The sequence below is a fragment of the Paenibacillus sp. FSL L8-0340 genome (genome assembly GCF_038593145.1).
Taxonomy (GTDB): Bacteria; Bacillota; Bacilli; order Paenibacillales; family Paenibacillaceae; genus Paenibacillus_AQ.
Window position 1 is genome coordinate 516428 of sequence record NZ_CP151967.1, and the last position, 22710, is coordinate 539137.

General features: G+C 49.0%; 20 protein-coding genes, 1 tRNA gene and 2 riboswitches. Of the genes, 13 read left to right on the forward strand and 8 right to left on the reverse strand.

The features are described 5' to 3' along the window. Positions 1–106: 106 nt before the first annotated feature. Positions 107–622 carry an anaerobic ribonucleoside-triphosphate reductase activating protein gene (gene nrdG / locus NST07_RS02355; RefSeq protein ID WP_341089483.1) on the reverse strand — a complete coding sequence of 172 codons (516 nt, stop codon included), beginning with the start codon at positions 620–622 and terminating at the stop codon, positions 107–109. Next, positions 619–2604, reverse strand: a complete 1986-nt coding sequence (locus NST07_RS02360; protein WP_341089484.1) for an anaerobic ribonucleoside triphosphate reductase — start codon at positions 2602–2604, stop codon at positions 619–621. The genes nrdG and NST07_RS02360 overlap by 4 nt, the downstream gene beginning before the upstream one ends. A 335-nt stretch (positions 2605–2939) precedes the next feature. Then, positions 2940–3171, reverse strand: a riboswitch (cobalamin riboswitch). A gap of 415 nt (positions 3172–3586) precedes the next feature. On the opposite strand from NST07_RS02360, the gene NST07_RS02365 reads away from it, so the two are divergent. Both NST07_RS02365 and NST07_RS02370 read left to right on the forward strand, forming a co-directional pair. Continuing rightward, a complete protein-coding gene (locus NST07_RS02365; protein ID WP_342480992.1) occupies positions 3587–3895 on the forward strand; it encodes an MTH1187 family thiamine-binding protein in 309 nt (102 codons plus the stop codon). A gap of 81 nt (positions 3896–3976) precedes the next feature. Then, positions 3977–4048 (forward strand) — tRNA-Thr (locus NST07_RS02370). Positions 4049–4653: 605 nt separating this feature from the next. Here the strand turns inward: NST07_RS02370 and NST07_RS02375 are convergent. After that, on the reverse strand, positions 4654–5298 hold the full coding sequence (locus NST07_RS02375; RefSeq protein ID WP_342480993.1) for a hypothetical protein: 645 nt from the start codon (positions 5296–5298) through the stop codon (positions 4654–4656). Between the two features lie 123 nt (positions 5299–5421). Here NST07_RS02375 and NST07_RS02380 point away from each other — a divergent pair, with 123 nt between their 5' ends. Next, positions 5422–5766, forward strand: a complete 345-nt coding sequence (locus tag NST07_RS02380; protein ID WP_341089488.1) for a hypothetical protein — start codon at positions 5422–5424, stop codon at positions 5764–5766. Between the two features lie 313 nt (positions 5767–6079). Here the strand turns inward: NST07_RS02380 and NST07_RS02385 are convergent, their stop codons facing one another. The 3 genes from NST07_RS02385 to NST07_RS02395 all read right to left on the reverse strand — a co-directional run bounded on the left by NST07_RS02385 (position 6080) and on the right by NST07_RS02395 (position 7367). Then, positions 6080–6322: a hypothetical protein gene (locus tag NST07_RS02385; protein ID WP_341377144.1), complete on the reverse strand. Its 243-nt coding sequence runs from the start codon at positions 6320–6322 to the stop codon at positions 6080–6082. Positions 6323–6416: 94 nt separating this feature from the next. Beyond that, entirely contained in the window at positions 6417–6848 is a 432-nt protein-coding gene (locus tag NST07_RS02390; protein WP_341089490.1) for a hypothetical protein, read from the reverse strand. Positions 6849–7079: 231 nt separating this feature from the next. Beyond that, positions 7080–7367, reverse strand: a complete 288-nt coding sequence (locus NST07_RS02395) for a phosphatidylinositol kinase (protein ID WP_341089491.1) — start codon at positions 7365–7367, stop codon at positions 7080–7082. A gap of 945 nt (positions 7368–8312) precedes the next feature. Between NST07_RS02395 and NST07_RS02400 the strand changes: the two genes are divergently transcribed. Beyond that, positions 8313–8732 carry an ASCH domain-containing protein gene (locus NST07_RS02400; RefSeq protein ID WP_341089492.1) on the forward strand — a complete coding sequence of 140 codons (420 nt, stop codon included), beginning with the start codon at positions 8313–8315 and terminating at the stop codon, positions 8730–8732. Positions 8733–9063: 331 nt separating this feature from the next. On the opposite strand, the gene NST07_RS02405 is transcribed toward NST07_RS02400, so the two are convergent. Next, entirely contained in the window at positions 9064–9477 is a 414-nt protein-coding gene (locus NST07_RS02405) for a hypothetical protein (protein WP_342480994.1), read from the reverse strand. Positions 9478–10100: 623 nt separating this feature from the next. Next, positions 10101–10190, forward strand: a riboswitch (cyclic di-GMP riboswitch). Between the two features lie 83 nt (positions 10191–10273). Here NST07_RS02405 and NST07_RS02410 point away from each other — a divergent pair. Then, the gene (locus NST07_RS02410; RefSeq protein WP_342480995.1) at positions 10274–12559 is read left to right on the forward strand and encodes a collagen-binding domain-containing protein; all 2286 of its coding nucleotides are present in this window, start codon (positions 10274–10276) and stop codon (positions 12557–12559) included. 285 nt (positions 12560–12844) lie between these two features. After that, positions 12845–13786 (forward strand): alpha/beta hydrolase, encoded by a 942-nt coding sequence (locus NST07_RS02415; protein WP_342480996.1) that lies wholly within the window; start codon positions 12845–12847, stop codon positions 13784–13786. A 202-nt stretch (positions 13787–13988) separates the two neighbouring features. Here the strand turns inward: NST07_RS02415 and NST07_RS02420 are convergent, their stop codons facing one another. Beyond that, positions 13989–14537 (reverse strand): hypothetical protein, encoded by a 549-nt coding sequence (locus NST07_RS02420; RefSeq protein ID WP_342480997.1) that lies wholly within the window; start codon positions 14535–14537, stop codon positions 13989–13991. Positions 14538–15457: 920 nt separating this feature from the next. On the opposite strand from NST07_RS02420, the gene NST07_RS02425 reads away from it, so the two are divergent. From NST07_RS02425 to NST07_RS02455, 7 genes are all read left to right on the forward strand, one after another. Then, positions 15458–16975, forward strand: a complete 1518-nt coding sequence (locus NST07_RS02425; RefSeq protein WP_342481919.1) for an HD domain-containing phosphohydrolase — start codon at positions 15458–15460, stop codon at positions 16973–16975. Positions 16976–17190: 215 nt separating this feature from the next. Then, the gene (locus tag NST07_RS02430) at positions 17191–17574 is read left to right on the forward strand and encodes a NusG domain II-containing protein (protein ID WP_341089498.1); all 384 of its coding nucleotides are present in this window, start codon (positions 17191–17193) and stop codon (positions 17572–17574) included. After that, positions 17558–18121, forward strand: a complete 564-nt coding sequence (locus NST07_RS02435; RefSeq protein WP_076113706.1) for a Gx transporter family protein — start codon at positions 17558–17560, stop codon at positions 18119–18121. Before NST07_RS02430 ends, NST07_RS02435 begins: the two co-directional genes overlap by 17 nt. Positions 18122–18139: 18 nt before the next feature. After that, positions 18140–19006, forward strand: a complete 867-nt coding sequence (locus NST07_RS02440) for an ATP-binding cassette domain-containing protein (protein WP_341089499.1) — start codon at positions 18140–18142, stop codon at positions 19004–19006. After that, entirely contained in the window at positions 18982–19881 is a 900-nt protein-coding gene (locus NST07_RS02445) for an energy-coupling factor transporter ATPase (RefSeq protein ID WP_342480998.1), read from the forward strand. Before NST07_RS02440 ends, NST07_RS02445 begins: the two co-directional genes overlap by 25 nt. Continuing rightward, positions 19874–20665 (forward strand): energy-coupling factor transporter transmembrane component T, encoded by a 792-nt coding sequence (locus NST07_RS02450; protein WP_341089501.1) that lies wholly within the window; start codon positions 19874–19876, stop codon positions 20663–20665. Before NST07_RS02445 ends, NST07_RS02450 begins: the two co-directional genes overlap by 8 nt. Before the next feature lie 18 nt (positions 20666–20683). After that, a complete protein-coding gene (locus tag NST07_RS02455) occupies positions 20684–22609 on the forward strand; it encodes a U32 family peptidase (protein WP_341089502.1) in 1926 nt (641 codons plus the stop codon). Positions 22610–22710 lie beyond the last annotated feature (101 nt).

Genomic DNA, 22710 nt, shown 5'->3' on the forward strand with positions numbered 1-22710 from the left:
TCAAAGCTGCCTTCGAAGCAGGCGATAGATCGTATCGCGTGCTGGAATCCGGGTCTGCGGAAAACAGAAGCTTAAAGTATACCATGAAATTTATATTTCCAAAAAGCTAAAGTACAGCAGGCTGCCAATGGATGACTTCCTTGCCGGCAAGGCTGGCCGGAATGTCGATAATCCGCTGGTTGCTGCTTCCCCGGTAGGGAAGGGTAGTATCTTTAAGCTCTTCTACAAATCGTCCGTCAATCACTACATGGCACAAGGCCAGCAGATTCCATTCCGGCGAGCCCGGAGAAGCCGTCAGCTCTTCATACGTATAACCGGTATAAATCCAAATTGAGAAATCCGGCAGCACAGCGCGAAGCTCATGAATGAAGCCCGCAGCCTCTTCTGCCGAGAAAAAAGGGTCCCCGCCGGCCAGCGTCAGGCCGTCCAGCAGCGGATTAGCGGCAATTTCGGCAATAATCTCACGCTGCCGCTCCAGGGTGAACACTTCACCAAAATTGAAATTCCACGTTTTCGGATTGAAGCAGCCCGGGCAGCGGTGGCGGCAGCCGCTGAGGAAGAGGACGGCCCGCATGCCCTCTCCCTCATTAATTGATTCCGGGTAGTAGCCGCAAATATTCATAGATGCTTGAGGCGGTCTCTTACTTCGGCCTGCTTGGCGGCGTTGAAGCGGGTCTGGTAATCGCCGGTCAAATATCCGGTTACCCGGCGCAGGCGGCGGATATGGGTGTCATGCTCATGCGCGCCGCAGGAAGGGCAGTTCGTGCCGATAACCCCTTCATAGCCGCAGCCGGAGCAGCGGTCAATCGGGTGGTTAATGCTGAAATAACTGATTTCCTGCTCCAGCGCGTAGCGGATGATTTTGACAAAAGCCGCCGGGTTGCTGCGGGCATTGCCGTTCAGTTCCACATAGGAAATGGCTCCGGCGTTGCAGTACTCATGGAAAGGGGCCTCAAGGCTAATCTTCTTGGCCGCACTGAGCTCGTAATACACTGGAATGTGGAAGGAGTTCGTATAATATTCGCGGTCGGTTACGCCGGGAATAGAGCCAAGCACCTTGTGGTCCACCTTGGTGAATTTGCCGGACAAGCCTTCGGCAGGTGTTGCAAACAGCGTGATGTTAAGATTGAGCTCTTCGCTCTTGCGGTCGCAGTACTCGCGCATATGGCGGACAACGGCGAGCGCTTTGGCATGGACTTCCATGTCCTCGCCATGATGTTTGCCGTACATGGCCTTCATGCACTCCGCCATACCGATGAAGCCGAGCGACAGACTGCCGTGCTTCAGCAGCTCGCCTACGCTGTCCTCGGGAGCAAGCTGTTCGCCGCCTTCCCAGACACCTTCGCGCATCATGAAATCGGAGGCTTTGGCTTTCTGGGCCGCTTGAATCCGGAAACGGTGCAGCAGGCCTTCCAGTGCAATATCCATATAATGATTCAGGTCGTCGTAGAAGCCTTCCTCGTCGGGAGCAAGACGGCGGCCTGTTACAGTGCCGTGAGCGAGGCCCAGACGGACCAGATTCAGGGTGTTGAAGGACAGATTGCCTTTGCCGGAGCAGTGATTACGTCCGAAACGGTCGCCCAGTACCCGGGTGCGGCAGCCCATCGTAGCAAATTCAGTGTCCGGGTCAGCCGGATCATAGTACTGCATGTTGAGCGGAGCATCCAGATTGGCAAAGTTCGGATACAGTCTGCGTGCGGAACATTCGGCTGCTTTGAGGAACAGCTCATAGTTCGGATCGCCCTGCTGCTGGTTGACGCCCTGCTTGCATTTGAAGATTTGGATCGGAAACACCGGTGTTTCTCCGCTGCCGAGGCCGTTCATGGTGGCGGTCAGCAGGGAGCTGATCACAAGCTGGCCTTCGGGGGAGATACAGGTGCCATAGTTGATGCTGGTAAAAGGAATCTGTCCGCCGGAACGGCTGGACATCGTATTGAGATTATGTATCATACTCTCTGCTGCCTGCAGTGTTTCGCTTTCGGTCTCTTTCTGCGCAAAGCGGAAGGCGCGAGGATACTGCTCCGCCAGATCGCTGCGGCTCATCGAGATTTCGCCGAGGTGATCACCGGCTTGTCCTTCTTCAAAGTACTCCAGTCCCTTGCGGAACAGCTTGGCGAAGGATTTGGTCACGTACGGGGCAAGATCATAATCCAGTTTATTGGCGGATACGCCGCCGTATTGGGCATTTTGCTGGGATTGGAAAATAATCGCCACCAGCGACATTGCGGTCATAATCGAGTTCGGAGGACGGACACTGCCGTTGCCGGTATTGAAGCCTTCGCGGAGAAGGCGCTCAAACGGGATAAAGATGCAGTTGGTCGTTCCGATGGCGTATTGATCCAGATCGTGGACGTACACGACATTATCCTGAATGGCCTGCACGAGCTGTGGCGGCATCGTGAAGTTGCGGGCATACCACTTGGAATATTCACTGCCGAATTTGCTCATTTTGCCGGAGAAGCTTTCTCCGTTCAAATTGGCATTCTCGCGCAGCAGATCCAAATCCCGGCTGTCGATAATATCCCGTCCCAAATGAATAACTTCCTCCAAAAGAACTTCCTGTGCAGCTTGTCCACCGTTGTACCGTTTCTCCAGCAGCGTCATTGTCTAGCTCTCTCCCCTCGGTATAGTAAGAACGAAGTATATACTTCCTGATAGCAGTAAAAAAGCATCTCCCGCCGAAGAGGCGGAAAATGCCCGAATGCGTACGAAATATCCTTACAAGGATATTTGCCGGTTGTCTTGATGAACATACAAGCAGGGGACAGGGGTAATCTCTGTCCTGTTCTTATATATTCCGCAGAAGCCGATACCTGAGGGCGATAATGGTTTATAGCCCTCAGGTATCGGCAGCCTTGGCTCCTTAAAACACGGGAAGGCTATGTCTGCTTGTGCAGGCCGCATTGCGGACACCTCACCTGGTCCTCGCAGGCATGAATGATGGTGTCGGCGAAACAGGCAGGTCTCCTGGCTTCCGGTGAATCCTCCGGCGCCTTCCCGAGAGCTTTGAGGCCCCTCAGTGGCTATTGCCGGTAGACGCTGCTTGACGGGCTTCAGAAAGCCTGCAGGCATCCGGTTACAGTGGCGGGACCACAGCGGATTTGCACCGCGTTTCCCTATTAAGCTTCAGCTCGCTTGAAAGAGCGAAACACCTGTTTCCACTATATTTTGTTGTCGTTAGATAAAAATAACCCAATATGTTGTGTTTGTAAACCATTTTTTGAAACTCCGCGCGGGGAGCGGGTTCTGCGGTTTTACTCACAAATGATCCACAGTTAGTCCACAGGTAATCCACAAGTTGGGTGCAAAAAGTGTCTGGATAAAGTCATAAATTGTCTTAAAAGATGCCACAAAGAGTCCATAAATATTGTGAGCGTGACACTGGAATGCCTAATGAAGAAATATGGGGGACGAAGGGTTACGAATGGTGGGGGTTAGCGGTTTGTGGGTGTGCGGCGGAGTTGCTACAATAAGAACAGGCCGTAGACATATATCAGGAACTTTAGGTTTATAGTCCGTAATAAGGTCGCGCGAGGAAATTTCCAATAAAGGGTTTTTTTTACAGCATATTAAGGAGGGATTCAGAATGGCAATTGGCGAAGTAACCGTAATTCCAATCGGCACAGGCAGCACGAGCCTGAGCTGTTATGTGGCCGATATGCAGCGTGTGCTCAGGGGAGTGGAAGGGATCACTTATGAGCTTACATCTATGGGGACGATTATCGAAGGACCGATCCCGCGGATTCTCGCTGCCGTAGAAGCGCTGCATGAGTCGCCTTTCGCTGCCGGGGCACAGCGGGTATCCACGTCGCTGAAGATTGATGACCGCCGCGACAAGCCGTCTACAAGCCGCAGTAAGCTGCAATCCGTTGAACGCAAGCTGCAGGAGAATTGAAGCCCGGATGTTGTGAAAAAAGGTTGCGTTTTTGGCTGAAAGTTGTATAATATTTTTTGTTTGACAGAAAAAATGCTTTAAGCTGGTGTAGCTCAGGGGTAGAGCAACGCACTCGTAATGCGTAGGCCGGGGGTTCAATTCCCTTCACCAGCATCCTAAAAAAACATACGCGGCGCGGCTTCTTGGAATTTCGGGGGGGCTGCGCTTTTTTTTGATTTTTCTACCATTCTTCTTATTTTTACCCGAGTAAAGGGGGGTTTCTGAGTCGCGCTGACCTCAATTGCCAGGCAGATAATTGTTTATTACTTAAATGTAGACTACGTACTCTGCATATTGTGTAGGATAAGAAGATTTTGGGCACGGGTGGCAGCACCGATAACAGAATGAATTCAAGGAGCGTACATAATATAAAGATATAAAGTTTTGTTTTGAGTCAATTTCATAAAAAACTCCTTCTCGGCATAAAAAAAGCCAACAATCGCTGTGTGATAAATAAATTTGCGAATTAACAAAAAACCGCTCTATTAAAAGGGCGGTTTCTCATGGCATATCAATTCTACATTACTAAACTCCTTGAAAAAATTATTTTACCCCACTGTACTCAAACTGGCGAAGGCATTTACCAACCGCTACACCTAGAAACAAGTGTAATTTAGCTTCGCTCAATTGGAATGAATACACCTAAAATTTCACATGGAAATTTAGAAGCCCGGTATCCTAGGGAGAGGGGATGTGCATGATGGCTTTTATAATTTTTGTTAATATTTAATAATATACAATCCGCTAAATGTAGAATAATTCAGACCATTACCATAATTGCGATTAGCTGTTTGCGGGTTGCGAATTGAAATTCCGCTTGCATCTCTAAAATCAATTGCAGTTAAGCCTCTTTTGTGTGACCAGCCGCCGTCAGCATCTTGTCTATACCAGTGATAATCATAATTAGGAGCAATTACTAATGCTACTTTGTACTCCCGATAACCTGGAACTTCACTATAACTAGAACTACGAATAGATTTACTCAGGTAAGGCATATCAGCTTGTGCAGCATTAATTATGCTTGTAGTTGTTAAGCTTGAGAAAATATTCCCAGCCTTTTCACCTGGTTGAAGTTTGTGCCCAGAATAAGTAGATATGTTTAACATATAAGCATAGCAATTGGCCTTATCTGTTAATGGTGCCCAAACACTAGTATCATAAGGATGTTCGTATCCACCAGTTACCATTGTTTCAAGTAACTGCAATCCTACGGACTTTTTGGAATCCTCTTTTGGTTCAGATGAATTTTGACTATATTGCGTTTCATTGATTGGTATATCATTGTTTGGTAAAACTGCTTTATTTAATGTGGAATCAAATCCTGCAGGTCTATAATTGACTTCTAATTGCACTTCTTCAGGCAAGCTGTTAAACCATTCCAACCACTTTTCCGGATCGGGATTAAAAGATGCTTGTTTTACCTTTTTATGATATGATTATCTTCTAAATATTACCAGTAAAATAATGGTAAAAAAGGAGAAGTTCTAATGACACTAGCAAAATGCTTTAAGTTCTCAATGACATTATTATTCATTTTAATTATTTGTTCAGCATGCCAAAGCAACAAAGAAGAAGGGCCAAAGGAGTACATTTCGTATGATGAATTAAAAAGCTTAGCTGAAAAAGGCGTATCATTGAATTGGGGGGATTTTGACAAGTATTCCTTTGAGGATATCGGATCAGGAATATATATAAGAAAGTACAAAATCGAAGGAGGACACCAACTGTTAATTAAGGGGAAAAGCCTAGAAAGTCCACCTGAGAAAATTTATATTGTTAATCAAAATGGTAAGGAGCTAGAACTTACTCAAGATAACTTGAGCGAATTGTAAGACTTGAAGTAAACACCTTGGAACATTGCTACACTAACGGTTTTTTTAATGGTTTTATGGGGCTTATTTGACCGAAACATCCCCTCTGCCTACGAAAAAACGGGAAATATGACCTGCTGACAACCGTTACGGTTTGGTAAACTCCTATCTTAACCCAAATTGTGTTACTCACATAGCGTGGTTTGGACATACGAGAGTTCAGCAACTGAGACAGCCCCAGTTGCTGATTAAAGGGGATTAGGTTAAAGTTGCTTTACGGGACCGCTGCTAATTTTAACGCATTACATAGCCGGTTTCACTCCACGAGCTGCTGTTAGGCGCTGTCAGATAAATAGTTCTCCATGGATCGCAGATCCGTATTTTTGAACTTTATGACCTCCTTGATTGCTTTAACACGATCCGGTTTGCCCCGTTTGCTCAGTCGGGCAAAAGACCATTTCTCTTTGCCGTCATTCATCGAAAAGGTTGGTGAACGCGTTGAAGAAACCCAATGCTTGTTGAAATTAATCCAATCAATATCCGTACAGACAGAACCGTGGTCATAAAAAAGTTTCAAAACCTCCTTGATAGTTGTTGTCATCATTTAATAATTTTATGGCTAGTCATACATAGTTAAACATTAACATGCAGGCTCTTTTGCTATATAAGCGCTAGTCTGAATAAGCACACCCATTAAAACTTTCAGGTCCGACACGGTTAACGTTTACAGTGCTGTTCACAAATAAGGAATAGATGATCTCAGCTGCTGGAGCGGGATTGTAGTCAGAGCCTATTAAGTAAAGCGGGAACAAGTTAGTAGGTGTTGTTGCCCCTGGATTTAACTGAAGCCGGTTTGAAGCAACTATGGGATCAGTAGCTGCACTCCCCCTAACCACAAACAGGTTTAAAGTGATAAATCCTCCTGAAAACACAAAAAAAGTTGCGACGCCATTGAACTGTACCCTAATAGGGCCCTGAGATCCGGCAGTGGTTAATCCAATCTGGCCAATTAATACATTTTGGTTTGCTGTCAATCCTGCGCCATTCATGCTGCCGGCAATGCTAGCGTTTTGAGAAGTCCGAGCATCGAGTAAACGTGTCATACATCAAGCCTCCCATAGTTTTTGAGATATGGTATGCAGCTAATTCAAAGAGTTCGTCCGCAGGGAGGCAATCATTTAGAGACAGCTAGCCGGTCAGGATGAATGTGTAAACGGATTCCAGAGGGGACCACAATATGTAGAGATTGCACGCGGGGGATATCGGTTACACGACAACGTTATTTTGAGGTAATGGCATAGGAGAAGGGAGGGGGAATTGCCTCCCTCCTATCATTAAATAAAAAACGGGAGTAAAAACAATGCAGTGATGGCACCAAAAGGAATCCGTCTCTGGATAAAGCGGCGTCTGGGGAAAAAGCCTGGATGGAAACCGAATTGTCTGTAGGTAGAGTTTTGCGCAGGCATACCCTGAAACATCTCGTTTGTAGGAATAGCAAGAGTAACGAAATCCTGGTCTACATGGGCAATAAACCCATCATGAGACTGGCCATCCGTAGTAGTTACACCAACGTACTTATTCATGCAACTCCAAGCGACCTGTTGATAATTATTTGCGTCCATAAAATAATACCTCCTCAGATAAATACATCCTGACAACAGTCTATGGACTATAACCTATATTGTTGACGGCGAATGCCCATTAATTATTATTTGATGTATTACATTCTTAAGGAGAGAATGCTCATTGATTTTCTTCTTTGAAATTAAGGATAATGTCACTCAATTGTTTAGGGTAGAGTATCTATGCCTGTAACCAAAAATTTGGCCAAGGGACTAGATGAGTTTCCCGGAGTCTTAGCCGTCATTTGACCTTCCCAAACAAGGCTCATGTATCCATTCTTCAACTCGTAATAATAAACGCTATCGCTGTGCAGGAAATACCACTTAGAATAGTCATTTTCAGTGTAAATAAAACTAGTCATAGGGCCTTCCGGATGCACAGTGGAATAATAAAATTGAACCCGGGGAAAACCTAACCCAAAGACTGCGCAGTGCGAATAGGAACATAACTCACGTTCTTCCTGACGAAAGGAGAAGGTAACTCATCCTGTAACGCCCCGTTTACATTTAGTTTTAGGGGTTAGCAGCATTCGCTGTACCGCCGATTGAAAAGTTACACATTACAGTAAAAAACAAAAATATTGTTTTCTTTAAGTTAATCCATCCTTTACTTTTTTTATTTAGACTTGCTGATTTGGAAAAAGTTGCAGCATGAAGCAAAGCCGGAGCCTAAACCTTGGAATAGCCATCCATCCATCTGGCATTTCTTCTACCGTTGAGAGAAACTTTACAAAACCTGATTGAACCTTATAATGAGTAGTGAAGCGCCGCAAAGATCATACAGAACCTAATTGAACCTTATAGATAGGTGTGGGTTACGCTCACAATGTTTAAGCCGGGGGGGGGATCCCTTCGCCATCATCTCAAAAAACTAAATGCGGCGCGGTTTTCCGGATTTCCGGTGGACTGCGTCTTTCCTTTGTTGCAGAGAGGGGGCAGGATGTTATGCGATGCCTGACGATACGGCAGCCTTGGGCGACGCTCATTGCGCTTGGTGAAAAATCATTCGAGACCCGTTCCTGGAGAACGGCTTACCGGGGTGAAATCGCCATTCATGCCGGTTTGAAGATTGATAAGGCAATATGCCTACAGGAGCCTTTCCAATCGGTGCTCGCCCGTCACGGTCTTACAGCTGACAATTTGCCTGCCGGAGCGATTATAGCGACAGGTTCGCTGATAAACTGTTATGAAGTTACAGCTGGTATGGCTGAAGAAGGCTGGCCCTACGGCAGCGAATATATCTTTGGAGATTATAGGGAGGGACGGTTTGCCTGGGAACTGACGGGGGTCACTCCTCTGGAGGGGAACATTCCGGCCAAGGGCCGACTGGGCTTCTGGGAGTATCCTGTTCCGGCGGTCCGGTGAAATACAAGTATGAAAGGGATACCGCCCGGGTATCTTTTTAAATATAGGGCTTTGTGTATCTTTATCTCTGCCGGAGCCAATCAGGTTGTTCAGGAAGGAGCGTATGCATAGGAAATGGGCAGTCTTCTTATTGCGTGGCTTTGCATGTTATGTTTATTTCTTACGTTTAAGGATAAGGTAAGCCGGAGAATTCTATATCCCGTGGCGCTGGTAGTTATTTTCGGCACATTGGGCTATTGGAAGGTTTTAATGTAATTTATAGCAGGTACTTTATTCAGGTCTTGCCGACTCCCATGGCGAGGCCTGTTTTTATTCTTCAACGCTCCAAAGTCTATAGGCTTGCTTGAGGGCCGGATTTGATTTTGTACTGTTCCTCATAGCTGTGGTAGCCGGAGATATCGAGTCCCAGGTATTTGCGCATATGGATAGCGGCCTGTGCAGCGATGACGTCATCCAGCAGCAGCATCCGTTCATGATATCCCCGGCATATAAATTTGGCCTCGATGCCGACCTGGAGCCGCTGCTGTTCATAGACTTTAACTCCGCGTTTCCTCATTTCGGCGCGCACATCCCTCAGATCGGCAGTAGCCGCATTCGCAGCAGTACGGAGAACATCCATGTATGGGACGGGGGTCCGCAGTTGTGTCGACATAATGGCTGAATCCCGTTCAAAGGCTGATAAAATCAGCGGAAGCAATATATAGGATTTGACCAGTGTATTATCGTTACTCTCCGCTCTATGCATAAATTCAATCACCTCTAATAAGAACATATATTCGTATTTTAACCGATTATTCAAAAATTAATCAATGGAATTTCTAAACAACTGAAACAATGTGACATAATTCACAAAATAATTATAAGAATTATTTTATATTAAAATTGAAATAATAAATATTGAAAAATAAAGCTCATTAAAAAGGAGAATTGTGATGAATTATGAGGGAAGTCTCCGCCGCGGGTTGTTGTTCGGGTTGTTTTTAAGTGTTCCACTATGGATGTCCATGATCGGCTGGGTTCAGCTGTTATAAAATATACAAATCCTAAGTCCGGCCGTTGCCCGCTGACTTATGTAAATTGACAATGACTAAAAACTGCTGCCAAGAGCTGGCGACAGTTTTTTTGCTGTTTCGACATGAGTTGAAAAATGGTTCGAATATACTAATTTTTAATATTGAAAATTTGTTTTATGTGATCGGTGAATACAACGAAACCCTTATGTGTTGCGGAATTGAGGACTTTTTCAGAGAATCTAGCAAAAAAAATAAGGAATAGATTGACAAACGGAGGGGTGAAGAGATAGACTGATTCTAGTCCGAAAGTAACAAAAGTCATAGACTACATAGAAAACAACTGTTACCAACTTCTCATGTATAATCGCAAACCGTTCGAAAGAGCGGGACGCAAAGTCAGGAATCTACAGCACTCTAAAGGTGCCACGATCGTCCGGCCGCCATGAAGCTAACCCTTCTTGGCGGTCTTTTTGTTGTTACGGGCTAATCTGTGCATTCATAGAATAGTTACATAGGAGGTACATATCATTGTTGAGGAAAAAATCATTAGCCTTGATTCTGACGGGGGTTTTAACCGTCGGCAATATGCTTCATCCGGGGATCAATGCAGAAGCGGCGGCAAGTATGCCGTACACCCCAACACCGGTGCTGGGAGTCGCCGGGAATTTCAACGCCTTTATCTTTGGAGATTTTGCACAAAGCAATGACCAGATCCACGGACGGCTCGCTGCTGCAGGGAACATTACTCTTCAGGGATATGGCGTATCCAAGGATGCTGTGGGCGGAGATGTGCTTATCGCCGGCAAAGACATCGACTTTTCAAATGGAACAGTTTATGGCACCTCTGTGTATGGAGGCAGTATGAAAAGTTCAGGAGCCGATCTTAAAGGAGGTAAGCGGCAGGATCATCCGATCGATTTTCAAGCTGAGGAGCAATTTTTGATTCAGCGTTCGAGTGAACTCGCTGCTCTGAAACAAACGCAGCCCTTTGTCAGAGATGGAGGGAAAATGACGATTAACGCTCCGGATTCCTTTAATGTCATTCATTTGACTGCTGCGGATTTGGCGGTTACCAACGGTCTCCAGTTCAATATTGCAGGAAACGCCACGGTAATTATCAATGTAAGCGGGAATAAGGTCGTCATTCCGGATTTTCAAATGTGGAACGGAAAATCTCATAATGTGTTGTTCAACTTCTACGAAGCTTCTTCTGTAGCTAATGGCAACACGACCATTGAAGGCTCCATGTTAGCGCCTCATGCCTTTGTGGCGTTCAGCCGTGCTGAGCTGCATGGTACTCTTATTGCAAAAGGATTCAGCGGTTATATTCAGATGCATCATCATACCTTTGAGGGAACGGTGCCGCCAGTCGGGCCGACACCGACACCAACGGCGACACCGACGGCGACGCCAACACCGACACCGACACCAACGGCGACACCGACGGCGACACCGACGGCGACGCCAACACCGACACCGACACCAACGGCGACACCGACGGCGACGCCAACACCGACACCAACGGCGACACCGACACCGACGGCGACGCCAACGCCGGTACCAACGCCAACACCAACACCAACGGCGACACCGACACCAACGGCGACGCCAACACCGACGCCGATACCGACGGCGACGCCAACACCGACACCAACGCCGACGCCAACACCGACACCAACGGCGACGCCAACGCCAACGCCGGTACCGACACCGACGCCAACACCGACACCAACGGCGACACCGACACCAACGGCGACGCCAACACCGACGGCGACGCCAACGCCAACGCCAACGCCGACGCCAACGCCAACGCCGGTACCGACGCCGATACCGACGGCAACGGCGACGCCAACGCCAACTCCGGTACCAACATCAACACCGACGGCGACGCCAACACCGACGGCGATACCAACGCCGACACCGGTGCCAACACCGGTGCCAACACCGGTGCCAACACCAACACCAGCGCCGATATCGACGACGACGCCAACACCGACGCCGATACCGACGGCGACGCCAACACCAACGCCAACACCGGTGCCGACACCAACGCCAACACCAACACCAGCGCCGATACCGACGACGACGCCAACACCGACACCGATACCGACGGCGACGCCAACACCAACGCCGGTACCAACACCGACGCCAACGCCAACGGTGACACCAACGGCGACGCCAACGCCAACGCCGGTACCGACACCGACACCAACACCGACACCGACACCAACGGCAGACCCAACGCCAGCGCCGACAAGTGTAACGCCAACGGTAGACCCAACGCCAGCGCCGACAAGCGTAGCACCAACGGTAGACCCAACGCCAGCGCCGACAAGCGTAGCGCCAACGGTAGACCCGACGCCAGCGCCGACAAGCGTAGCGCCAACGGTAGACCCAACGCCAGCGCCGACGAGTGTAGTACCAACGGTAGACCCAACGCCAGCGCCGACGAGTGTAGCACCAACGGTAGACCCGACGCTAACGCCATCTCCGACACCAACGGTGATTGGTACGAATGACGATCAGGAGATTACGATTGATGAGGATCCGCTGCCTTTGGGCCCTGTGACCACACCTTCGTCTGTGCAGCCAACGCCGGAGACTACTCCAGTGACTGTCCCAGTACCTGCTTCGGTACCGGATGAAGAAGTTATTCTTGATGAAGAAATACCGCTGGGTCCTGTGGATCCAGCCGAGAGTCTGCCGCAGACGGGTGAAGCCAGCCCGGCACCTTATTATATTACCGGTCTCGCTATTGCCGGAGTAGGTCTGCTGCTGAGCAGAACGGCAAGAACCAGCAGACGAAAACGCTGAGGCTTTCATTGAATCACACTAAGGCCAATAGCAGTCTATAAGCTATGTTCTTAACATAATTCAGGCCGCTTTCGGAGAGAGAATCCCCGGAAGCGGCCTTTTTATACGGTGTTTACTACGTTTTAAGGGTTATTATACAACAATCGTTTAGATTTCAATCATCTGTTATACGTACATTTCTCGCAGGCGAGGCTACCATGTTATACTATGCAGAAATCATTGCGGAGCCCGCATGATGGTGACTGGAGTATCCTACAGCTACGAGAAGGAAAGGTGAGAATATTCATGTGGAGTGTAATTATACTGGCGATTATTATCGTCATTGCCGGAGGATTAACCTATGCGGGTTTCTTTTTCTATGGAGTGGCGATCCATCGGGCACCTAAGGAGTTTTTGGCGACTGCACCTGCACTGAAGGTAGAGCCACCGGTGGCCGGCGCATCCTGGGGAGAAGGGGCGGAGTGGATCGCCCGGCAGAGCTTCCGGAATGTTGACATGAGCTCAGAGGATGGACTGAAGCTGCGGGGTTATTATCTGCCGTCAGAGCGGGCAGCCGGACGTACAGCAATCGTTGCCCACGGCTATTCCGGCAAAGCAAAGGATATGGGGGCCTACGCCAAGATTTATTATGAAAACCTGGGCTATAACGTGCTTATTCCCGATGCCAGAGGACATGGTGAAAGCACTGGCAATTACATAGGCTTTGGCTGGCCCGAACGCCGGGATTATGTAAAGTGGATCGAATACATCATTGAAGAGAATGGGCCGCAGGCGCAGATTGTGCTGCATGGGGTGTCTATGGGCGGAGCAACGGTGATGATGACCGCGGGTGAAGAGCTTCCGCCGCAGGTGAAGGCGGTTGTTGCCGACTGCGGGTATAGCTCAGTCAAAGCACAGCTCTCTTATCAGCTCTGGCGGATGTATCATCTGCCAAGCTTTCCCTTCGTGCAGATTGCCAGTCTGATTACCCGGCTGAAAGCAGGCTATTTCTTCGGTGAGGCATCAGCGCTGAAGCAGGTGCGTAAGGCACGGGTGCCGATCTTGTTCATCCATGGTGATGCCGATAAGTTCGTACCCTATGCCATGATGGACAAAGTGTACCAGGCATGCCGCAGCCCCAAGGACAAGTTTGTAGTGCATGGCGCAGGGCATGGACTTGCTTATGATACGGATAAGGCGGGATATATCAGCAAGGTAAGTGAGTTTGTTAACCGGTACGTGAAGTAGTCCAATAACCCCCGGAAAGTAGACTCGCCTACGTTCGGGGGTGTTTATTCCCTGAGTCGATCGAGTGTATTAGTTATGTACCTGTTGATGTATTGCGCAATGTAATCACATGATCATTAAAGAATCATCTCTCTATCGCTTTGTACTTTACGATAGAAAGATGATTCTTTTAAAGATGAGCGAAGCATATTGATAAGATGTTCTAATCGGTTTCATTGTAAGTGATTACTTTTGAGAATAATTCGAACTGTTTATCTTTGGTGTATTTATTTGTTATTTGAGCTTCATAAGTGTACGAGAGTCCATTATGACGAGCATATATTAATAATGAATCATTTATGTCTGTATAGAGAAGCTCGAGACCATTTACAGTTTTTGTGTTCATGTTATTAGCAAACTCTACTTCAATGCCGCTTACAGAAAGTGTAGCTACTTTGTCGCCCTCATATGGACCATAAAGCAACTCAATGCTTTTATCATAGGCTTCTGCTTTCTCTTTTTTACCCTTATTGTCGGTGTAAGTTATTATAACTGTATTTTGAGGGGGGTTATCGGTTTCTAATCCCTTTTTAACAATTATTTCCTTAATATCCAAACCGGCAATTTTGGGTGTTTCGGTGAGAGGACTAAGCTTCTTAACTTTTTCGTTAGCTTTCGCGAGATCAGCATCTCCAGATGAGGAACATCCTAAAATTGAAGCCAGTGTAAGTACTAAAAAAATGAATGCTATTGTTTTGCTTTTTTTAATCATATGCCCTCCTTAGAGTCAATAAAAACTTAAACTTATTTAATTGAATTAAAAAAAATCCCGAAGTTGTGACTCAATTAAATTTGTAAAAGCTTACCGTTTCTAGAATACCACAATTATAGTAAAATATGTATGTTATTTGATTAGTTTACAGGATCTAAGCCCTTTCTTTACCCGGATGAGGGCTGGGAATTTCTTCGGGGAGGCCTCAGTGCTGAGGCAGGTGTGAGGAAAAGGTGCCGATAATGTTTATCCATGGCGATGCAGGTAATTTTTTTCGTGCCTTGTAAAGCCCAAAAGAGAAATTTATGGTTCGTGGAGCGGGGCATGGACTTGCGTATGATACGGATAAGGCAGGATATATCAGCAAGGTAAGCCAGTTTGTTGCCTGTTATGTACATTAGTTCCGGATTAAGCCCCCTAGAAAGTAGACGCGCCCGATCTCCGCAAGCTGCGGAGATCGGGCGCTTATATGTTCCACATATGGCAGCGTTCCTTGCAACGGGGAACGGCACGTCCATATCTTCTCGTATATTAATCCCCCGCCGTTTGTGAGCGAAACGGGTGTCGTAATTCCCTGTTATTTCCAGCAGCCATATGGCGAGAATAATCCTTCCAAAACGACAAAAGCCCTACCTCTCTTTTGTCCTTGCGGCTCCGTGACCGCGCCAGTGTGAATCGGAATGCTATGTTCGAATTTAGTCTCATAAAAAGGAAGAGTCATGCAAGAAAACGTAAGATTTTGTGTCCAAAATGCCGATAATAAATAGAAAGTAACCAATCGGCCTGACATCTTCTTGATGGGGATGTATATACACGAAAACAAATATTACTTTATTATATCACGGAATATATAGTAATGCAAGTAGAATATAAGCAGCAGGGTAAGGCTGGAAATGGGGGAACAGATGAATATCTACGGGGTGTTTTTGAAGAAGCAGATCAGAAATTATTTTTTTGGCTCCGTGATTGGTGTGCTGGCCGTGGGAAGCCTGTTGCTGCTCTCTTCGCTGGAGATAAGTGCGGTGGAGTATTCCCGCCTGTTAATCGTATTGCTGATCTCTTTTTCAATTATGGCAATCACGGAAGTCAGTGTATTCATGAATCAACTCAAACCGATACGGACTGCAATGAAAGAACAGCAGCCTACGCTGGCCATGCTGGAAGAAGTATATCTCTATACCCACCGAATGCCCAGAAATGCAGTACAGCGGATTCTAGGCCCGCATCTTCTCGGGTTATCCTTGCCGGCGGCCCTAATGACCTTCTGGATGATCCAGACCGGATTAATCAACCTCCCTTATTTTTATCTGCTGCTGGCCATGGTCGGGGCGACTCTGGTGGCGTGCATGCATGCGCTGATCGAATTTTTCCTGACCTGCTCGGCCATTATTCCGCTAATCAAAGAATTCAGAAACCGCGCTTTGGATATGTATAATGTGGACTTTTCGCTGGAAGGACATGTTTTTGTAGCCATCCGCCCAAAATTTCTGATCAGCTGCATGCTGATCGGGACATTCCCGCTGTTTCTTTTTATCATGGCAACACATATCCGCATGGACAGCCTCAACAGCAGTTCGCTTGCCGGATTGCAGAGCTATTGGGCTTGGGCAGGGATGGTGCTGATGGTCGGCACATTATTCTCCTCCATTGCCGCCTGGCTCCTGACTAACAGCGTTCAACACCCGATCAATGAACTATACAAGGCGATGAATAACGTCAAGGACGGGCGCCTCTTGCAGGTGCAGGATGAATATTCGGATGAATTCTCCAAGCTGGTGGCCGGGTTTAATATGATGGTGCGGGGGCTTCAGGCCCGGGAACAGCAGAATAGACAGCTTCTGGACAGTTATTTCACCACGCTTGCCGTGGCTCTGGATGCGCGTGATTCCTATACCGCGGGACACTCACTGCGGGTGGCGGAGTACTCGGTCATTATTGGACAATTGGCGGGGCTGACGGGTCAAAGACTCGATGACCTGCGGAAATCAGCTCTGCTGCATGATATCGGCAAAATCGGTGTGCCCGACAATGTCCTGTTTAAAGAGGGAAATCTTACGGATGAGGAATTTGATCAGATTAAGAGCCATCCGGTGCTTGGGGAAAATATTCTGCGGCAGATTGAGCCTGTGGAGAAGATGGCGCCTTACATAAGTGGAGTCCGCTCACATCATGAGCGTTACGACGGAAAGGGTTATCCGGATGGCCTTGTCGGAAGGTCCATCCCGCTGCATGGCAGAATCATTGCCGTAGCCGATGCCTACGACGCCATGACATCGGACCGCCCCTACCGGAAAGGGATGGATCATGAGCGGGCGCTGGCTATTCTGGAACAGGGCAGAGGAAGCCAGTGGGATCCTGAATTCGCCGGGTTATTCCTGGCATACTTCGGGAAGACGGCAAGTTCAGAAGAAGCGGAAGTTCCCGGAAGGGCGGGGTGAAACGGGCAAGCAGGGGGTTGCTTGCTGTTTATCCTAATATTTCTTGCGGAAGCGGATACCATCCAATTTATGGGGGTATCCGCTTCTCGTTGAGTGCCTATTTTGTGAACTGATCTTTAAAACCGACAATTAACGACTACATTCATTGAAGGATTGAGGGTAGACCGTTATAATTATTAAGTCTGGATTTTAATTAAAAAATAAGGGAGAATTTTATGAAACGCGCAGATGTGCTGCTGGTTTCCATCGTGCTCATTGCCGCTCTCGCTTTTCTTGCACCGAGGTGGTTTTCAGACGATAAAGGCGGCCCGGGGAAAAATCTTGTGGCCAATATAATGGTGGACGGCAAGCTGTTCAAGACGGTTCAGCTTACAGAGGAAGAACAAACGGTAGAAGTCCGTACCGATCGCGGGTATAACCTTTTAAAAGTGCATGATTATGGTATTGAAATGTATGACGCTGACTGTCCCGACAAGGTTTGTCTTGGTTTTGGGTTTATTACCTTGCCCAAGCAGACGATCGTCTGTTTGCCGCACAGGGTATTAGTAGAAATTGCAGGCGCGTCGGGAGGAGATGATATAGATGCCTATGTCCAGTAGTGAGTCTTCAACAGCCCTGAAAAGAACGGTGATTGTAGCGCTCTTTGCCGCGGTGGCGGTTGTGCTGAGTATTGTGGAAGCTCAGATTCCACTCGCAGGGATGGGGCTGATGCCCGGTGCCAAGCTGGGATTTGCCAACATTATGATTTTGACCTGCATCTATTTTTTGCGCGCACGTGACGCATTTGTACTGGTAATCCTCAAGACCTTGCTTACCGCATTTTTGCTGGGTACCTTTTCAAGTCTGCTGTTCAGCTTGTTCGGCTCGTTGTTCAGCTTTGTAGTCATGTATCTGCTCGTCCGGTTTGGCGGGAAAAGACTCAGTGTCATTGGGATCAGTATTGCCGGCGGACTGGCTCACAACACAGGGCAGCTGCTCGCCGCTTCCATAGTGTTGAAATCATCGAGCACGTTCTACTACTTTCCGATGCTGCTGATTACCGGAGTGGTCACGGGGATTGTCGTCGGTTTCGCGGTGCGGTATGTGGTAGCCTCGTTATCCAAAATATCGCTGTTTGAAGAGTTCTTGGGCGGAACGGGTCACTAGCTGGGAAGGATGACTAACATGAATGAATTTAATAATGAGCTGGAAGCTGGAACGGAACCGCCAGTGATCTCACTGGCAGGCGTATCGTTTGGATATGACCCCGAGCACCCGATCCTCCAGAATATCACACTGTCTATCCGGCAGGGTGAATGGGTAAGCATCGTGGGACCGAACGGCTGCGGCAAATCAACGCTGGTCAAGCTGCTGAATGCCCTGCTGCCTAAAAGTGGCGGAGATATCTTCATCTGCGGCCATAAGCTGCAGGAAGAGAATATTGGAACGATCCGTCAGTGCATTGGCATGGTGTTCCAGAACCCTGACAACCAGTTTATCGGGGCAACGGTAGAGGAAGACATCGTATTCGGCCTGGAGGGGCTGTGTTTACCCCACGCGGAGATGGAGGAACGGCTGAAATCCTATGCCATGAAACTGGGGATCGGCCATCTGCTGGCCAAGCATCCCGGCGAGCTGTCGGGCGGCCAGAAGCAGCGGGTCGCCATTGCCTCCATTCTAGCCATGAAGCCAGGCATCGTCATCTTTGACGAGGCCTCTTCTATGTTGGACGAAGGAAGCCGGAACGAGCTGATGGGCATTTTGCAGGATATGCGCGCGGAAGGGAACTATACCCTGCTCATGATTACACATGATGCTGATGAAATCCTGGCCTCGGATCGTGTGCTGGCCCTGCACGGGGGCGGACTGGCCGCAGATGTAACCCCTGCGGAATTGTTCCGGAATGAAGAGCTTCTGGAGAAGTGCCACCTGCGGGAGCCGTATCCTTGGCAGCTTGCCCGTGAACTGCAGAACCTGGGGATCAAGGTGGATGTTCCCGCCAGTGAAAAGGAGCTTATAGACACATTATGGCCATACAACTACAACAAGTAAGCTACACCTACGCGGACCGGAGCCTTTGGAGGCAGACAGCGCTGGACGGGATTAATCTTAACATCCCCAGTGGATCGATGGTGGGCATTGCCGGGGCAACCGGCTCGGGGAAATCGACACTTCTGCAGCTGTTCAACGGAATTCTGAAGCCGACGGAGGGGACGGTCAGTGTCCTTGATGTGACTATCCGCGCCGGCGAGAAATCTCCGAAGCTGCTGCCGCTGCGCCGCCGGGTCGGTCTGGTTTTTCAGTTTCCCGAGCAGCAGATGTTCGAGGAGACGGTAGAGAAGGATCTGTGCTTCGGCCCGCTTAACTTTGGCATGAGTCTTGAAGAAGCCAAAGCGCGCACGCGCAAGGCGATGACGGACATGGGGCTCGATCTTGGACTGCTGGAGCGCAATCCGTTCCGTCTAAGCGGTGGACAGATGCGCAAGGCGGCCATCGCTTCGGTGCTGGCCATGGACCCGGATATCGTTGTGCTGGATGAACCGACAGCGACACTCGACCCGATCAGCCGGGCGGAGCTGATCGGGCTGTTGGAGCGGCTCTGCCGTGAGCAGGGCCGGACAATTATCATCGTGACGCACCGGATGGATGAGCTGCTTCCCTATGCCGACCGCTGGGTCCTGCTTAGGGAAGGCGAGCTGGCTTTTCAGGGCAGCAGCCAGGAGCTTGCTGCCGATTCGGATATTCTGGAACGCTGCGGCCTGACGGTGCCGCAGTCGCTCCGCTACTGGCGGGCGGTTGCCGACCGCTTCGGTCTTGCGGGGGAGAAGCCGCGGTTGACCGCGGGCAGCCTCGCCGAGCTGATTGCTTCGCTGCCTGGAGCAGCGGAGGGCCCGGGCCTTGCAGGAAAGAGGGATAGCTATGAATGATCGGCTGCTGCTCGGGCGCAGCATTGAGACCGGCTCCTGGGTGCACAAGCTGGATGCCCGGGCCAAGATCATCGGGATGATCTTATATTTAGTTGTTATTTTACTGTCGCATTCCTGGATGGCGATGGCGCTGCTGGCCGTATTTTCGATAGCGGTCATGGCATCAACCCGAATATCGCTTAAATATTTCGTCAAAGCGGCCAAGCCGCTGCGTTATTTAATGTTGTTTATCTTTGTCGTTCAGGCCCTGACTGTTAAGGAGGGCGATGCAGTTTTCTCTATCGGCTCCTTTTCGCTGCATGAAGGCGGGCTGCGGCTGGCCGCGTTTTCCGTCATCCGCATGTTTTTCCTGATCACCTTCACGGCCTTGCTTACCTTCACTACAAATCCTGCGAAGCTGAACCGGGGTCTGGAGGGCATCCTGTCCCCGTTCAAAAAGCTGGGGCTGTCGCCGGAACGGATTACGCTGATGATCAGCATCGCCCTGCGCTTCATTCCGACGATTCTTGACGAATCGCAGATCATCATGAAGGCGCAAGCCTCACGCGGAGCCGACCTGAAGGAGCTGCCGCTTAAGGAAAAAGGGCGGATGCTCGTCTCGCTGCTTGTGCCGGTAATCTCCAGCGCCTTCCGGCGCGCTCAGGATTTGGTCTATTCCATGGAAGCCCGCGGGTTCCGCATGGATGCGCCGCGCAGCCGGTATCACCGCCTCAGGTGGGGCTGGGCCGATACTGTTTTTGTCGCTATGTTCATCATCATGGGAGTTGCAGTAGCATTATTGTAATTTTAGGGGGAAACAAAAATGGCACGTTATTTTAATGGCAAGGAAATCGAACTGCTGGCACCGGCGGGAACGTTTGAAATTTTCAAGGAAGTGGTGCAGTCGGGATGTGACGCCGTCTATTTTGGCGGTCCTGTGCTGAACATGAGAATGATGCGCAAAGGCTACAACCTGTCTCATGAGGAGATTATTGAAGCCCTTGCGATCGCCCACAGCCTGGACAAAAAAGTATATATTACGGTAAACAACCTGTTCAGTGAGGATGATGTGGAGGAAGCCAGAGAATATCTTCGTTTTCTCGACGGAGTTCATCCCGATGCGCTGATCGTTCAAGATATGGCTGTGCTGGAGCTGATCCGCGAGATGGAGCTTACGCTTCCGGTTCACGCCTCGGTGATGATGAATGTGCACAATCTGGAGATGGTTTATGCGCTGCGTGATCTTGGGGTAAGCCGGGTGGTCACCTCGCGTGAGATGGATTTGCAGACGGCAAAGCTGCTGGGGCAGCGGAGCGGCATGGAGCTGGAGTATTTCATTCACGGAGACATGTGCTCTGTGCACGGGGCGAACTGCTATTTCAGCTCCCAGGTCTTCGGCATGAGCAGCAACCGGGGCAAATGCATGAAGCCCTGCCGCTGGGATTACCGGATCAAGAAAGACGGCTATGTCTTCCCGGCTGAATATCCGCTGGCTGTCAAAGACATGTTCATGTATGAGCATCTCCCGGAGCTGATTGAGTCAGGCATTACTTCTTTTAAAATTGAGGGCCGGATGCGCGACAAAGAGTTCATGGTGATGCTCGCGAACAGCTATGGTGAAGCCATTGACCGTTATATTGAGGATCCAATCGGTTTTGACCGTACCGTAGATACCAAGATGCTGCACCAAAACCGGAAACGTGACTTTTCCACCGCGTATGCTTTTGGCAAGCCGGGACTGGCGAACATCAACCGCCGCTATGAAGGTACAGGCAAATTTTACAGTACAGGCAAGGTATTCAGTACACCTACTGCAGAGCGGGAGCTATCGGTGGACCGGGTAATGCAGCTGCGCGAGCGGCTTGCGGAAGGCAGACGCAGTGAGCAAAGTAAACCGGAGCTTGCGGTACGCGTGAATAATATGGAGCAGGCCCGTTTGGTGCTTGAGCTGGGTGTTGATCATTTATATCTGCCAGGTGATGTATTTGAGCCGGACCGTCCGTTTACGAAGCAGGACATTAAGGAACTTGGCGCCTTAAAAGGAAAGACTAAGCTCTACCTCGGGATGCCGCGGATGATGACGGAGCTGCATTTTGATCAATACGATCATCTGCTGAGCGGGGAACGCCTGCCGATTGACGGGCTGCTGATTACGAACCTTGGAGCGATTCGCCGTTTCGCCCAGACGGGATACCCGATGATCGGGGACGCCAATCTGAATGTATACAACCATCTTTCTGCCGGGCTGTATGCCGGACTGGGACTGGCTAAGCTAACGGTTTCACCGGAAATGACGATGGAGCATTTTGCATCCTTTACCTCCGGCTGCGAGCTGCCGCTCGAAGTTGTCGTTCACGGCACACCGGCGCTGATGTATATGGAGCATGATCTGTTCGAGAATACCGAGGTAATGGAGCCGATTGGTGAAGAAGACAACCTGTTTGTAAGCAATGAGGTACTTGTGCTGAAGACGGATAAAGGTGAGAATCCGGTGTATCGTGACCAATATGGCCGCTGCCACCTGCTGTTCTCCAAGGAGCTTTGCTATCTGCCTATGGTGGAGGAGATGAAGGGCCTTGGCATTGCCAGCTTGCGGATTGAAGGAGCGACCTATAGTGTGGAAGAGCTGCGCGGTATTATTAAGGCCTATCAGGCAGCAATCAACGGTTCTTTGGAAAAGCAAGAGCTGCTCGGCGGTTTGAAGCCGGTGTATGCAGGTTATACCCTGGGTTCGCTGCAGTTTAATTGATAGTTAAATTTTTAAGTGTTTCTGGATAGCAATTTTAACAGTATATGCTAGAGTGATAAGTTATTTTTTTCACAAACTATTGCACTGATTTATTTTCCATA

What these genes read in the sequence shown, in the direction of transcription:
- NST07_RS02455 (WP_341089502.1), top strand. Translation starts at nt 20,684, where the DNA reads ATGGCACGTTATTTTAATGGCAAGGAAATCGAACTGCTGGCACCGGCG.
- NST07_RS02390 (WP_341089490.1), bottom strand. Translation starts at nt 6,848, where the DNA reads ATGACACGTTTACTCGATGCTCGGACTTCTCAAAACGCTAGCATTGCC.
- NST07_RS02360 (WP_341089484.1), bottom strand. Translation starts at nt 2,604, where the DNA reads ATGACGCTGCTGGAGAAACGGTACAACGGTGGACAAGCTGCACAGGAA.
- NST07_RS02420 (WP_342480997.1), bottom strand. Translation starts at nt 14,537, where the DNA reads ATGATTAAAAAAAGCAAAACAATAGCATTCATTTTTTTAGTACTTACA.
- NST07_RS02380 (WP_341089488.1), top strand. Translation starts at nt 5,422, where the DNA reads ATGACACTAGCAAAATGCTTTAAGTTCTCAATGACATTATTATTCATT.
- NST07_RS02400 (WP_341089492.1), top strand. Translation starts at nt 8,313, where the DNA reads ATGCGATGCCTGACGATACGGCAGCCTTGGGCGACGCTCATTGCGCTT.
- NST07_RS02445 (WP_342480998.1), top strand. Translation starts at nt 18,982, where the DNA reads ATGGCCATACAACTACAACAAGTAAGCTACACCTACGCGGACCGGAGC.
- NST07_RS02440 (WP_341089499.1), top strand. Translation starts at nt 18,140, where the DNA reads ATGAATGAATTTAATAATGAGCTGGAAGCTGGAACGGAACCGCCAGTG.
- NST07_RS02365 (WP_342480992.1), top strand. Translation starts at nt 3,587, where the DNA reads ATGGCAATTGGCGAAGTAACCGTAATTCCAATCGGCACAGGCAGCACG.
- NST07_RS02430 (WP_341089498.1), top strand. Translation starts at nt 17,191, where the DNA reads ATGAAACGCGCAGATGTGCTGCTGGTTTCCATCGTGCTCATTGCCGCT.
- NST07_RS02405 (WP_342480994.1), bottom strand. Translation starts at nt 9,477, where the DNA reads ATGCATAGAGCGGAGAGTAACGATAATACACTGGTCAAATCCTATATA.
- nrdG (WP_341089483.1), bottom strand. Translation starts at nt 622, where the DNA reads ATGAATATTTGCGGCTACTACCCGGAATCAATTAATGAGGGAGAGGGC.
- NST07_RS02450 (WP_341089501.1), top strand. Translation starts at nt 19,874, where the DNA reads ATGAATGATCGGCTGCTGCTCGGGCGCAGCATTGAGACCGGCTCCTGG.
- NST07_RS02415 (WP_342480996.1), top strand. Translation starts at nt 12,845, where the DNA reads ATGTGGAGTGTAATTATACTGGCGATTATTATCGTCATTGCCGGAGGA.
- NST07_RS02435 (WP_076113706.1), top strand. Translation starts at nt 17,558, where the DNA reads ATGCCTATGTCCAGTAGTGAGTCTTCAACAGCCCTGAAAAGAACGGTG.
- NST07_RS02395 (WP_341089491.1), bottom strand. Translation starts at nt 7,367, where the DNA reads ATGGACGCAAATAATTATCAACAGGTCGCTTGGAGTTGCATGAATAAG.